The organism is Paenibacillus sp. FSL R10-2778 (genome assembly GCF_038593035.1).
Classification (GTDB): Bacteria; Bacillota; Bacilli; order Paenibacillales; family Paenibacillaceae; genus Paenibacillus_AQ; species Paenibacillus_AQ odorifer.
This window is the reverse complement of record NZ_CP151956.1, coordinates 5,445,662-5,459,595: the sequence shown is the minus strand read 5'-3', so window position 1 is coordinate 5,459,595 and position 13,934 is coordinate 5,445,662. Positions and strand designations below refer to the sequence as shown.

The 13,934-nt window shown below is 45.2% G+C and carries 12 protein-coding genes; 11 read left to right on the top strand and 1 reads right to left on the bottom strand.

What is annotated here, in order from left to right; genetic code table 11:
* The first annotated feature begins 18 nt into the window (after window positions 1–18).
* The 3 genes from NST40_RS24555 to NST40_RS24545 all read left to right on the top strand — a co-directional run bounded on the left by NST40_RS24555 (window position 19) and on the right by NST40_RS24545 (window position 4,127).
* A complete protein-coding gene (locus NST40_RS24555) occupies window positions 19–969 on the top strand; it encodes a cation diffusion facilitator family transporter (RefSeq protein WP_036677651.1) in 951 nt (316 codons plus the stop codon).
* 29 nt (window positions 970–998) lie between these two features.
* Entirely contained in the window at window positions 999–3,401 is a 2,403-nt protein-coding gene (gene recJ, locus NST40_RS24550) for a single-stranded-DNA-specific exonuclease RecJ (RefSeq protein WP_342410085.1), read from the top strand.
* Window positions 3,402–3,608: 207 nt separating this feature from the next.
* Window positions 3,609–4,127 (top strand): adenine phosphoribosyltransferase, encoded by a 519-nt coding sequence (locus NST40_RS24545; protein ID WP_036677647.1) that lies wholly within the window; start codon window positions 3,609–3,611, stop codon window positions 4,125–4,127.
* A 253-nt stretch (window positions 4,128–4,380) separates the two neighbouring features.
* On the opposite strand, the gene uraA is transcribed toward NST40_RS24545, so the two are convergent.
* Window positions 4,381–5,694 (bottom strand): uracil permease, encoded by a 1,314-nt coding sequence (gene uraA, locus NST40_RS24540; protein WP_038572987.1) that lies wholly within the window; start codon window positions 5,692–5,694, stop codon window positions 4,381–4,383.
* A 313-nt stretch (window positions 5,695–6,007) separates the two neighbouring features.
* Between uraA and NST40_RS24535 the strand changes: the two genes are divergently transcribed.
* From NST40_RS24535 to aspS, 8 genes are all read left to right on the top strand, one after another.
* Window positions 6,008–8,188 carry a bifunctional (p)ppGpp synthetase/guanosine-3',5'-bis(diphosphate) 3'-pyrophosphohydrolase gene (locus NST40_RS24535; RefSeq protein WP_342410084.1) on the top strand — a complete coding sequence of 727 codons (2,181 nt, stop codon included), beginning with the start codon at window positions 6,008–6,010 and terminating at the stop codon, window positions 8,186–8,188.
* Between the two features lie 21 nt (window positions 8,189–8,209).
* Window positions 8,210–8,653 (top strand): D-aminoacyl-tRNA deacylase, encoded by a 444-nt coding sequence (gene dtd, locus NST40_RS24530; protein ID WP_342410083.1) that lies wholly within the window; start codon window positions 8,210–8,212, stop codon window positions 8,651–8,653.
* A 134-nt stretch (window positions 8,654–8,787) separates the two neighbouring features.
* Window positions 8,788–8,943, top strand: coding sequence for a hypothetical protein (locus NST40_RS24525; protein WP_179087027.1), 156 nt, complete (start codon window positions 8,788–8,790; stop codon window positions 8,941–8,943).
* A gap of 150 nt (window positions 8,944–9,093) precedes the next feature.
* Window positions 9,094–9,603: a type 1 glutamine amidotransferase domain-containing protein gene (locus tag NST40_RS24520; protein ID WP_076105448.1), complete on the top strand. Its 510-nt coding sequence runs from the start codon at window positions 9,094–9,096 to the stop codon at window positions 9,601–9,603.
* A gap of 48 nt (window positions 9,604–9,651) precedes the next feature.
* The gene (locus NST40_RS24515) at window positions 9,652–10,101 is read left to right on the top strand and encodes a hypothetical protein (RefSeq protein WP_036677637.1); all 450 of its coding nucleotides are present in this window, start codon (window positions 9,652–9,654) and stop codon (window positions 10,099–10,101) included.
* A 366-nt stretch (window positions 10,102–10,467) separates the two neighbouring features.
* On the top strand, window positions 10,468–10,605 hold the full coding sequence (locus tag NST40_RS24510; protein WP_155288182.1) for a hypothetical protein: 138 nt from the start codon (window positions 10,468–10,470) through the stop codon (window positions 10,603–10,605).
* A 192-nt stretch (window positions 10,606–10,797) separates the two neighbouring features.
* Window positions 10,798–12,051 (top strand): histidine--tRNA ligase, encoded by a 1,254-nt coding sequence (gene hisS, locus NST40_RS24505; RefSeq protein ID WP_036677635.1) that lies wholly within the window; start codon window positions 10,798–10,800, stop codon window positions 12,049–12,051.
* A gap of 55 nt (window positions 12,052–12,106) precedes the next feature.
* Window positions 12,107–13,891, top strand: a complete 1,785-nt coding sequence (gene aspS, locus NST40_RS24500; protein ID WP_076193219.1) for an aspartate--tRNA ligase — start codon at window positions 12,107–12,109, stop codon at window positions 13,889–13,891.
* Window positions 13,892–13,934: the final 43 nt, after the last annotated feature.

Genomic DNA, 13,934 nt, shown 5'->3' with positions numbered 1-13,934 from the left:
TGGTAAGGAGGGCCTCGTATGAATAAAGAACGATCACCGCAAAGCGAGACGGTTGCTTGGACAGGGATCATTAGCGATGTTACTTTGGCAGTAGCTAAGGGGAGTTTTGGCTATATTTCAGGGAGCAAGGCATTAATGGGGGATGCTTTGTATTCCGGAGCAGATGCAGCAGCTAAACTGGCGGATATTCTTCCGTGGCGCTCTGAGCAAGGGAGAAAGAGTAAGCAACGGATCGAAGAACGGCGGGGCACTAAGGAGCCGCTGCTGGCTATACTTTTTTCGGTATTTATTCTTATGGGGGGACTGCAGATCGCATTCTCTGCAATCCGCGACTTAACAGATGGAAAATCATCCACACACGGACAGCTGGCGTTTGTAACCGTCTTAGTATCTATTGTGTTTAAAGAAGCTGTTTTTCAATATCAATATCGCTACTTTAAAAAAATAGGTGATGGCAGTCATGCTGCATATGTTAATAGTCATCGTTTCAGCTTATATACATCTATCACAGTATTAGTCGGAATTTCGTTATCCATGGGTGGTACCTATTGGCATCCTCTATCTTATATGGATCCTATTGCTGCACTCTTAACCGGAGTTTTAATTCTTCGTAAAGGCTATTCACTCATTGCTAGCTCTATTAACACTAAAAATGCGCAGGAGCTTCCTTCGGAGGAAGCCGCTAATTTTATTGAAACAGTGCAACGTGTTCATGGCGTCATTCGCGTAGAACATTTGAAGGCACTTGAGCAAGGGAATTATGTGAATCTTCAAGTGAAAATCAGTGTAAATCCGCGGATTACGGTGATGGAAGCACAGGATATTTCGGAATGCGCTAGGAAGCTGCTGCAGCACCGGTTTGTTCATGTCGGTGAGGTGCATATGGACGTTGTTCCTTATGATCCCGGCTATCCGTACAAAAGCAATTATGAATTGCCGGATAATGATATTCCTACGTTGCTTCAGTAGTTTGCAAGGTGAGAGAAAGGTGAGTTCTATTGCTTTATTCAAAAACAAGATGGCAATCTCCGGCAGCCAATCCCGACACAGTTAGGGATATGGCCCGGAGCCTTTCTATTTCTCCACTCTTATCCTCACTATTAGTAAATAGAGGAATGAACACGCCTCATGAAGCGCTAAGCTTCATGGATGGCAGTGAGGAAGAACAGCATGATCCGTTCCTACTCAAAGGAATGGCTGAAGCGGTTCCTAGAATTAGAAAGGCTTTAAAAGATGAAGAACATATTCTTATTTATGGCGATTATGATGCCGACGGGGTGTCCAGCACAGCACTTATGATTCATCTGCTGCGCTATTTAGGCGCTTCCTTTGATATTTATATCCCACACCGCTCTAATGAGGGCTATGGGCTGCATAATCATGCCCTGGATTGGGCTTTACAGCAAGGTGTCTCCTTAATCATTACAGTAGATACTGGCATTAGCGCTTATCATCAGGTTGCTTACGCTAATGAACTGGGGATCGATGTGATCGTTACGGATCACCATGAACCTCCTGAGCTTTTGCCAGAGGCCTATACGCTTATTAATCCCAAGCTGCCAGATTGCCCTTATCCGTTCAAAGGATTAGCGGGTGTAGGTGTGGCTTATAAGCTTGCTCAGGCTATTCTAGGGGAAGAGACTCCCACAGAATGGGCAGAGATTGCAGCGATAGGAACGGTTGCGGATTTAATGCCGCTGCTTGGCGAGAACCGTGAGATTGTTAGAAATGGCTTGGAAAGTATGCGGCATTCAAGTTTCCCGGGGATTCGTGCCTTACTCGCTGTCAGCGGTGTGAATATGAGCACTGTGAGTGCGGTCAATATCGCTTTTGGCATGGCGCCGCGCATCAATGCCAGTGGTCGCCTGGACCATGCTGGACGGGCTGTGTCCCTCCTCACTACCGAGCATGCGGCTGAGGCAGAGCAGCTAGCTGGAGAGCTTGACCTGCTTAACAAAGAACGCCAATTGGTGGTAGAAAGAATTGTTGTTGAGGCCACTGCCAAGCTGGAGCAGATGACACAGGGTGGCGAAATCCCAGACATCATTGTTCTTGCTGATCATGGCTGGAATGTGGGTGTGGTAGGTATAGTGGCTTCCAAACTGCTGGAGCGTTATTATCGGCCTGTGATCATTCTGGATGTACATCCAGAGACCGGAATGTGCAAAGGTTCTGCTCGCTCCATACCTGGACTTGATATCTACGCTGCACTTTCTTCTTGTTCTGATTTAATGGATCATTTTGGAGGTCATCCAGCCGCTGCGGGAATGAGCCTGCATCGGGATGGATTAGAAGCCTTTGCTGCAGCATTAAATGAATATGCGTCCGGGGTGTTAACGCCAGAGCATTTCGTTCCTGTTGCTTCCGCTGATGCAGAGGTGTCAATCTCAGATTTATCACTGCAGACCGCGTTAGAATTGGAAAGGCTTGCACCTTTCGGAATGTCTAATCCGTTGCCGAAGTTTATTATTCGTGGGGCTACCGTGAAAGAGACACGTACAATGGGTCAAGATGGAAAACACCTGAAGATTGTATTGCAGCAGGGGAAAAACAGCATTGAAGCCTTGGCGTTTGGTAAAGGCGCTTTATCCAGGCTGCTACCGGCGGGTACTACGATCAACGTGTTAGCTGAGCTGTCGATCAATGAATGGAATGGCTCACGCAAATCACAGCTGATGCTGCAGGATTTATCTGTGCAGGATGCTCAGTTATTCGATCTTCGTGGTGCTGCTGATGCCGTACGGCAAGCCGCACATATTAGGGAACTACTTCTTCCTTATAGCGGTGCGGGTCCGTATCGAGCTGCTGCAGTGTTTCAGAACGGACGGAGTACGCCTGCAAGTGAATTGATAGGAATGTCTTTATGGGTATATGATAATGAAGCTGGCATTAGCGCTGCTGTTAAGGATGAGCCCCTTCAGGAATCAGGGCATGTCTCTCTGTTATGCTTACTGGATATGCCGGAGACTCCTGAACAACTGGATGCGCTGCTCCAAACCTTTCCTAATACTGATAATATTGCGTTATTGCATTCTATCAAGGATGGCCGAGAACGGCTTATTACTCCGACACGGGATCATTTCAAAATACTATATAAACTGTTGGCTTCGATCACCTCAGTTGCAACGCCTGAGAACGAAGTTTTGCTGCGGTTAAGCCGCCAGTCCTCGTTAAGTATCCGCATGCTTAACAACATGCTTGATGTGTTTGAGGAGCTTGATTTTATTAAAAGAAGTCAGGGAAGTGTGGCGTTTATTACTCAGCCAGTAGCTAAAAGTCTGACAGCATCGAGTCATTTTGTTAGACTGGGACAGATGGCGGAGATGGAGCAATACTTCATGGAGGGCAGCCTGTCAGAGTTACAGGACTGGATGTTATCGCGTCGTTTAGGCGTATCATAATCCATGCAAATATGAGATGCTGAGCGTACCCAACGGTGTATAAAAATGCAACGCTTATATAACAAAGCGAATGCTTACGAAGCAAGTTTTGCCGATCTGAAATCAAAGCAGCTATGCTAACAAAACAAAGCGAATGCTTACGAAGCAAGTTTTGTCGATCTGAAATCAATGCAGCTATGCTAACAAAACTTATAGGAGATGATAAATTTGGATTTTAAAGATAGTATTCGTGTGATTCCTGATTTTCCTAAAGAAGGTATTAGTTTTAAAGATATCACCACATTGCTTAAAGACGGTGAGGCTTACCGCCAAGCGATTGACGCGTTGAAAGCTCTCGTAGCGCATTTGGAAATCGACGTTATCGCTGGACCAGAAGCACGTGGCTTCGTAGTTGGAGCACCTCTTGCTTATGCGATGGGAGTAGGTTTTGTGCCGATTCGTAAAAGCGGCAAGCTTCCATATGAGACTATAGAGGTAGGTTATGATCTTGAGTATGGCAAGGACACCCTTGCTGTTCATACAGATGCCATCAAGCCTGGTCAAAAAGTATTGATCGCTGATGATTTATTGGCTACTGGTGGAACCATTGCTACTTCGGTTAACCTTGTAGAACAGCTTGGCGGTAAAGTGGTAGGTGCTGCTTTTCTGATTGAACTGGTTGAGCTTGCTGGGCGTAATAAGCTTTCTGGAGTTGAAGTTCTTTCCTTGGTGAATTACGAGGATTAATCTTGTAAAGTTTGTCTTTTCCCGGGAAATAAACGGGGATTCGGCGCTCGAATTATGCTGAAAAGTGCAAAGATTAACGCGTGACACAAAGTGTGGAAGTTAAACATTAATTGGAAAATGTAAGATAATAACAGCAACTCTCTGCCTTGTAGCGGAGAGTTGCTGTTTTGTATCTGCGTTAATAAAAAAAGCTGCCCAAGTCCATAAATGGATGTTGGAGCAGCTTTTTTAAAATTCTATTTTTTATAACCGATTAATGGGCAGTTTTATCACTTTCTCCGCCATCATTAGACAGTCCAAGCACTTCAATGAGTTTGAAGAACAATGCCAATACGATACCAACAATTGTAGCCAGCGCCATACCACTTAGTTTAACGTTGCCCATAGTAAGGGTTGTACCACTGATTCCGACAACGAGTACCAACGTAGCCATGATCATGTTCGTAGCCTTGGAAAAATCAACTTTTTGCTCAACGAAAATACGTAATCCGGAAGCCGCAATTACACCAAACAGCAACAGGGATACACCACCCATTACAGGGGTTGGAATATTAGCGATGACGGAGGAGAAAGTACCAGAGAATGAAAGCAGAATAGCAATCACCGCTGCGCCGCCGATTACATATACCGAATATACTTTAGTCAACGCCATAACCCCGATATTTTCACCGTAGGTTGTATTTGGAGTAGAACCGATAAAACCGGAGATAATTGTAGATATCCCGTTCCCCATCAGAGAGCGGTCAAGTCCAGGATCTTTTGCCAAGTCTCTGCCGACAATATTGCTTGTAACAAGTAAATGTCCAATATGCTCAACAATAACAACTAATGATACCGGGATAATAGTGAATATTACATTCCAATCAAATGAAGGAGTAACAATGGAAGGATGCGCTAAAAATTTTGCATTAGAGATAGCAGCGGTATCCACCATTTTCAAAATATATGCTAAACCATAACCAGTGACGATACCAATAAGGATGTGAATGATTTTTGGAAAACCGCGGAAGAGTACAGCTCCAATTACAGTTACACCAAGTGTCACCATAGAAAGTGCGATTGTTTTGCCATCTGGAGTCCAGTCTGCAACTGCAACGCCTTCAGGAGCAATAAGTCCTGCCATTCGTGCGGCAACAGGTACAAGTTCAAGTCCGATCGTAGCTACGATCGCTCCCATTACTGCTGGAGGGAAAACAACATCAATCCATTTGGTTCCTGCATAACGAATGATCAATGCCACGAGCACGAATATAATACCAGTGACGATAAAAGCACCCAAAGCAAGCGAGTATCCTTTCATGTGATCATTTGGGTAACGACTGAGTACTGACAATACCGGTGCAATAAAGGCAAAGCTGGAACCAAGGTACGCAGGGATTTTACCGCGACAGATCCAAATGTACAGCAATGTACCGATACCATTCATAAGCAAAATCATTCCAGGGTCGACCCCGAACAAGTTAGGCACTAGCACTGTACTGCCAAACATGGCAAACAAATGCTGGAGACTTAATAGAAAGCCTGGGCCCCATGGAAGTTTTTCGTTAACTTGAATTTCGCGTTGCAATGGAGTTCACTCCTCTTTCTTATCTGATATTAGGTTGTCCGGCGAAAATCCGCCTTTACTAGATTAAATAGAACTTGGCTTTTTTACAACAACATTTTCACAAGTGTTATTAATTTGTCCGAATTTAATTACTTTTACTTCTGGAATACCATGAGATGGCAAGTGTTGACGTAATCCTCCTTAAGCCTCATAATTATAGACAACTTTGAATAAGGGCGTAAGTAAGCTTGGACAAATGAAATGATTGGAACCTGCAGATTTTTGAACAGTTGCGGGTTCATTTTATTATAGAAAGGAATCGGATACGACGAGAATGGGCATTGAGCGATTAATTGATAAGGCTGGCGCCTATATAAAAGATAAAGATCTTCTCCGCATCCGGGAAGCTTATGAATTTGCCGATCAGGCTCATCACGGGCAGATCCGCAAGTCGGGGGAGCCATACATTCTGCATCCGCTGGCGGTGGCAGATATTGTCGTCAATATGCAAATGGATGTTATATCTATTGTTGCAGCGCTTTTGCATGATGTGGTGGAAGATACGACGGTCTCACTGGAACAAATCCGCGCTAAATTTGGCGATACCTGCGCAATGCTTGTTGACGGCTTAACGAAGCTGGAACGCATTCGCTTTCGCTCAAAGGAAGAGCAGCAGAACGAGAATTACCGCAAAATGTTTATTGCTATGGCCCAGGATATCCGGGTCATTGTCATTAAACTGGCGGACCGTCTGCATAATATGCGAACGTTAAAATACCAATCTGAAGAGAGCCAGCGCCGTATTTCTTATGAGACGTTGGAGATCTTCTGTCCTGTAGCTGACCGGCTGGGGATTTCCGCGATTAAGTGGGAGATGGAGGATATTGCGCTTCGTTACTTGAACCCGCAGCAGTATTACCGGATTGCTAATCTGGTGCATAAGAAGCGGGCTGAACGTGAGCAATTTATCGACAGCGTAATTGGCCGTATTCGTGCCAAGCTGGATGAAATGGGCATTGAAGGTGATCTTTCCGGCCGCCCGAAGCATATTTACAGTGTTTATAACAAAATGAGCACAAAAAATAAGCAGTTTAATGAAATTTATGACCTGCTGGCCATTCGTATCATTGTGGATAATATTAAGGACTGTTATGCAACCCTTGGAATTATTCATACCTTATGGAAGCCAATGCCGGGGCGTTTTAAAGATTATATAGCTATGCCAAAAGCCAATATGTATCAATCTCTGCATACTACTGTGGTAGGACCAGGCGGAGAGCCTACTGAGGTGCAAATTCGCACCTGGGAAATGCACCGCACGGCAGAATACGGGATAGCCGCACACTGGGCATACAAAGAAGGCAGCAGTAATAATGCTAATCCGGAGAATCGGATGCCTTTCTTTCGCGAAATATTGGAGCTGCAGCATGAAGCTAAGGATGCCGAAGAGTTCGTAAAATCACTAAAAATGGATTTTTTCTCAGACCTCGTGTTTGTATTTACTCCTAAAGGTGAGGTTATTGAGCTTCCTGCCGGTTCTGTGCCTCTTGACTTCGCGTTCCGCATTCATACAGAAGTGGGCAATCGTACGATTGGTTCCAAGGTGAACGGGCGGATCGTGCCACTTGATCACAAGCTGAAGACGGGCGATATTGTTGAGATTTTGACGTCTAAGCATTCTTACGGACCTAGCCGTGACTGGCTCAAAATTGCACAATCCTCTCACGCAAGAAGCAAAATTAAACAATGGTTCAAAAAAGAAAAACGTGAGGAAAATGTCGAAAAAGGTCGCGAAGCGATTGAACGTGAGCTGAAGCGCCTGAATGTTGAAGTTTCCGAGTGGATTTCTGATGAAAAACTGTTGGAAGCTGCGAAAAAATTTGCTTTTAATGATGTAGAGGATATGTTGTCTGCCGTTGGTTTTGGTGGGATTACCGCTTCGCAGATTGCCTCCCGTTTGACGGAGAAGCTGCGCAAGGAGCAGGAAGAAGCTGCTAACCACTTGGAGCTTACTTCAGAGATGAAGGAGATCAAGTCTTCCGGCGAGAGACGAAATCAACCCACCAATGGCGTTAGTGTAAAAGGAATTGAAAACTTACTTGTTCGTTTTGCACGATGTTGCAACCCGGTTCCGGGTGACGACATTGTAGGTTATGTTACACGGGGCCGGGGTGTATCTGTACACCGCCAGGATTGTCCTAACATTCCGGGTGAAGGTGACGGAGAAGAAGCAGCTAGAGTGATTGAAGTGGAATGGGAAGGCACGATGGAAGCAAAATATAGTGTGGATATTGAGATTACAGGCCATGACCGCAATGGACTGCTCAATGAAGTACTGCAGGCTGTGTCCGAGAGCAAAACGAACATTTCAGCGGTCACTGGGCGCTCTGACAAGAATAAGATGGCAATGATTCATATGACCATCCTTATTCGTAATACGGAGCATCTGCAATCCGTTGTAGATAAAGTGAAACGAGTCAAGGATGTATATACAGTGAATCGGATCATGCAATAAGGCAAGGAGCGAAGTAGTGCGATGAGAGTTGTAGTACAGCGTTGTAAGGACGCCAAAGTAACCGTGGATGAGACAGTGACCGGAGCGATTGGCAATGGCCTGATGCTGCTTGTCGGCGTTACCCATGAAGATACAGAGAAGGATGCCAAATATTTAGCGGATAAAATAGCTGGACTGCGTATTTTTGAAGATGATGCTGGCAAAATGAACTATAGTGTCACGGATACTAACGGAGCTATTCTTTCAGTGTCCCAGTTTACTTTATACGGAGATTTCCGTAAGGGAAGACGGCCGAATTTCATGGGAGCTGCAGCTCCTGCGGAGGCCGAGCGTCTTTATGATTATTTTAATCAAGAGCTTAGAGCTGGAGGTCTTCAGGTGGAGACGGGCATATTTGGAGCGATGATGGATGTGTCGCTGACTAATTGGGGCCCAGTTACTCTCATTCTGGATAGCCGCAGCTAACGAAATAGAGGATGTCGAAGATTGCTTCTGGCCGGAGCTAACTTTCGACATCTTTTTTTTATGCGGATAGAGCTTCTTTGGGCTGGATAAACTAAATGCAGGCAGATATCACGCATAAGGCAGGGAGTTTAAGAATGAGACAATCACAGAAGGCATGGGTATGGAGAAGTCTCCCGGCACTACCGACTGGGAGTCCTATGGAAGCCTGTGCATTAGCCAAAAAGCTAGACGGCGAGACCGAACCACTAGTGATGAAAGGAAGAAGCCGCAATCTCTTGCCGCGTACCTGAAGCGGGTGGAAAAGGCGGCTTTTTCGGTGTTGTGAAGGAAGCCTTTTTTCCGGTTAAAGGTTAGAAAGCATCCTCATAAGGGTAATAGACCACAAGAAAGAATAATTAGAACATCATTAATTGCTAAAGACAGAGAGGAGAAACTATTACATGAGTAACGTTGCTTTCTTACTGGCTAATGATTTTGAAGATTCTGAAATGAAGGTTCCTTATGATGAAATTATAAAGGCAGGACATCAAGCGGACATTATTGGTTTGAAAAAAGGGGAGACCTTGCTAGGTAAAAAGAAAGAAGTCTCCTACGCAGCAGACAAGGCGATCGCCGATGTTCAAGCAAGTGATTATGACGCGATAGTCATCCCGGGTGGTTCTTCCCCCGAGAATTTACGGCAAAATGCTGATATTTTGAAGTTTGTAAAAGAAGCAAATGAAGCAGGCAAGCCTATCGCCTCTATTTGCCACGGACCGCAAATTCTGATCAGTGCAGACTTGCTTAAGGGACGCACTATTACCTCATATCCTCCGCTGAAGGATGATGTTGTGAATGCCGGCGCGGAGTTTAAGGATGAGGAAGTAGTGGTTGATCGCAATTACATTACTTCGCGTACACCAAAAGATGAGCCTGCATTTGTTCGTGAAATATTGAAGGTCCTGAAATAAATAAGCAATATTTAAATTAGAGTCATATAATCCAAGGAGGTAATGGCAATGAGCAGAAAAATCCAAGCGTATTTCAGAACTGAAAATGAAGCAGAAGGCGCAAAAACAGCATTGATTAGCTATAAGGTGGATGGTTTGGAGGTTTGGCCACTCACAGACCCTATCGGCAATGATCGTAATATTCTGTTTCCAATCATTCCACTGGATAGTGCATCTGTAGTCGCAGGCACAACTGGAACGCTTGGAACGGCCAGCACACCTGCAGCTGGAGCTATGCTGGTTCCTGGCATTGCCGCTTCCGATACTCGGGCTGACCCTGAAACACATTATAGTGTGAATGAAGATCAGGTTAGTGCGAACGTGGCAGAAGGAGATCTCGAAGATGGGGATTTAAGTGAACTTCGTTATGTGATGGAGCTAAGTATAGCAGAAGAAAATTATAATGAAGTTGTGGAAATCCTTCGGGGCAAAGGGGCCTATGTTGAACAATTCGAATAGTATTCTATTAAAAATAAACCGCTTTCATGGAATGTAATATAATCGTAATATTACGTACATGATTCCTTAATATAGCGTGTTTATAATAAAGGCATGACCCCCTTTTTAATAATATATGATGATGGACCTGCAGCATTCGGCTGCAGGTCATTTTTTTGTTACAATATAATTGCTGAATAAAAAACTCGGAAGCTGTCAAAATTTATACCAGGCATCCTTTTTACTACCTTGACTTTAATGCAGTAGTTCAGTAGAATATTAACAATATACGATTTTATCATATGGTTTTGATGACGGGACCAAGTAATTCGAGAACCCACAACTCCAGAGAAGAATCCCTTGTCGATTCGGATGACATCTACTTAAGTGGATGATGAACCGGTATCGCTTGGCTGCAAGGATTCTGTTGATGAGCGAATGAATGACCTCCCCGAGAACGTACGGCGAAAGTGGGCAGTGTTGATTGCCGCGATCAGTAGCCGTTTACGCGTAGGCGGGCGTTAACCGCTTTGAGCGGCTTCAGTATATTTTTACTGATCCGGAATGTGGGTGGTACCACGTGGTGTATTATTGGTTATGATAATCCCTCGTCCCTGTTTTTTTATAAAACAGGGCGAGGGATTTTTTGCTTTTTCTGCAATAGAAACAGATGAAGAGAACAGCTTTAGAGGGGTTATTTTTTAGGAGGGATAGACTGTGGCTAAAGAAAGATTCGAGAAACCAACAGGAACGCAGGACGTGCTTCCGGGTGCTGTGGAGAAATGGCAGTATATTGAGGGGAAGGCCAGAGATTTATGCCGCCGTTTTAACTACCGGGAAATTCGCACACCTATGTTTGAGCACACAGGGTTATTCGAACGTGGAGTAGGCGAAACAACGGATATTGTGGAAGGGGAAATGTATACGTTCAAGGACAAAGGCGACCGTGATTTGGCTCTTCGTCCAGAAGGAACGGCTGGTGTCGTGCGCGCTTACGTTCAGAACAAGCTATACGGTGAACCTGATGTAAGCAAGCTGTATTATATCGGACCTATGTTCCGGTATGAGCGTCCGCAGGCCGGAAGATATCGCCAGTTCCATCAGTTTGGGATTGAGGCGTTTGGGGCCGTGGATCCGGCTATTGATGCAGAAGTAATCTCTATGGGCTATCAATTCTATAAGGATCTAGGTCTTAAGGATGTAAGAGTGGAGCTTAATTCCGTGGGTAATGCACCAAGCCGTGCGGCTTACCGGGAGAAGCTGCTGGGATTCCTTAGACCGATGAAGGATAACCTCTGCAGTGACTGTCAGCGTCGAATCGAGCGTAATCCGCTTCGTGTGCTGGATTGCAAGGTGGATCAGGATAAATTTACAGATGCGCCTTCCATTTTGGACAGTTTGGATGATGAATGCATAACTCATTTTGAGAAGGTTAAGATGCATCTCGACATCATGGGTGTGGAGTTCACGATTAATCCTCGTCTTGTACGTGGTTTGGATTATTACACGCATACTGCGTTTGAATATAAAGCAGCTGGCATTGGCTCTATTGATACCGTAGGCGGCGGAGGCCGTTACAACGGTTTGGTTGAAGAAATCGGCGGACCGGATCAACCGGGTATTGGTTTTGGGATCGGGCTGGAGCGTATTCTTCTTATTCTGGAAGATCAGAAGGTAGAGCTGGAGACTGCGAAGCCACTGGATGTGTATTTTGTAGCTCTTGGCGAAGAGGCTGATATTGAAATCTCCAAGCAGCTATACTTTCTGCGTAGCCAAGGGTTCTCGGCAGAACGCGACTACCTCGGCCGGAAGATGAAGGCGCAGATGAAGTCAGCTGACCGTATGTCGGCACGTTATACTGCGATTCTTGGCGAAGACGAGCTGAAGAATGGTGTAATTGCGCTGAAGTCGATGAGCACAGGGGAACAGCAGACTGTGAAGCTCGAAGAGCTGGCTCAGGCGTTGGTATAGAAGAAGACTTTTTAAATAGAAACTTATTTTTAACTAAAAAGGGGAATGGTGAATTATGCAAAGAAGTCATAACTGTGGGCAATTAACACCAGAACATATTGGACAAACGGTAACCTTGAACGGATGGGTCCAGACCCGCCGCGACCTTGGGGGCGTACTTTTTATTGACCTGCGTGACAGAAGCGGTATTGTGCAAGTTGTATTCAACCCGGACTACTCCGGCGAAGCACTGCAAATTGCGGATAAGGTTCGCAGTGAGTATGTTTTGGCTGTCAAAGGAAAAGTGGTTAAACGTGATGAAGAAACCATTAACCGCAATCTGCCAACAGGTGAGATTGAAGTTCAAATTACAGATATCGAAGTGCTGAACGCTGCTAAGACCCCTCCATTCTTCATCGAAGATGGAGTGGAAGTAGACGAATCTCTTCGCCTGAAATATCGTTACCTGGATCTGCGTCGTCCAGAAATGCAAAAAACATTGTTGCTACGCTCGAAAGCTTCTAAGATTTTCCGCGATTTCCTTGACAGTGAAGGATTTATTGATGTAGAAACACCAATCCTAACTAAGAGCTCACCGGAAGGTGCGCGTGATTATTTGGTGCCAAGCCGTGTGCATGAAGGCGAATTTTTCGCATTGCCGCAATCTCCACAAATCTACAAGCAGCTATTGATGGTGGGTGGCGTTGAACGCTATTATCAAATTGCTCGTTGTTTCCGTGATGAAGATTTGCGTGCTGACCGTCAGCCGGAATTTACACAAGTGGACATCGAGACTTCATTCCTGTCTCAGGATGAGCTGCTTGGCATGATGGAGAACCTGATGCAACGTCTGTTTAAAGAAACTGTAGGAGCGGATATTCAGCTTCCATTCCAACGTTTGACTTATGCTGAGGCTATGGGCAAATACGGTTCAGACAAACCTGACCTGCGTTTTGGATTAGAGCTTGTGGAAATGAACGATATTGTTGCCACAAGTGGCGTAAAGGTATTCGCTTCCGTGATCGAAAAAGGCGGAGAAGTGAAATGTCTAAATGCTAAAGGCTGTGGGACTTGGACTCGTAAAGAAATCGATGATCTCGGACCTTATGCTGCGCGTTATGGAGCGAAAGGTTTGGCTTGGATTCAAGTGAAAGACGGCGAGTTCAAAGGGCCGATTGTCAAATTCTTCACTGAAGAAGAAATTGCCGCTGTGAAGGAGCGTACAGGCGCTGAAGAAGGCGACCTACTGTTGTTCTCCGCTGATACCAAAAAGGTTGTAGCGGACGTTCTAGGTGCCCTTCGTGTCAAAATCGGACGTCAGCTGGGTCTGATCGACGATAACGTGTTCAAGTTCGCTTGGGTGACTGACTTCCCATTGCTTGGTTATGATGAAGATCAGAAACGTTATGTAGCAGAACACCATCCGTTCACTCGTCCACGTGAAGAGGATCTTCATCTGTTCGACACAGATCCAGGTGCAATTCGTGCACAAGCCTACGATATCGTTCTGAACGGTTATGAAGTAGGCGGCGGCTCCATGCGGATTTACAAACGTGAAGTACAGGAAAAAATGTTCCAAGCTCTCGGCTTCTCAGATGAGGTTGCTTACGAGAAATTTGGTTACCTGATGGATGCGTTCGAATATGGTACACCTCCACATGGTGGTATTGCCTTCGGTTTAGATCGTCTAATTATGCTGCTGGCGGGTCGTACAAATCTGCGCGAAACCATCGCATTCCCGAAAACGGCAAGTGCAACGGACCTGCTTATGGATGCACCTGCACCAGTAGACGGTTCACAATTGGAGCAACTGCATATTAAGCTGGCTCTTAAACCAAAGAAAGAAAAAGAAAAAGAATAATTAAATAAAGCGGGCGAGGCAGATTTCTGCTTCGCCATAGCTT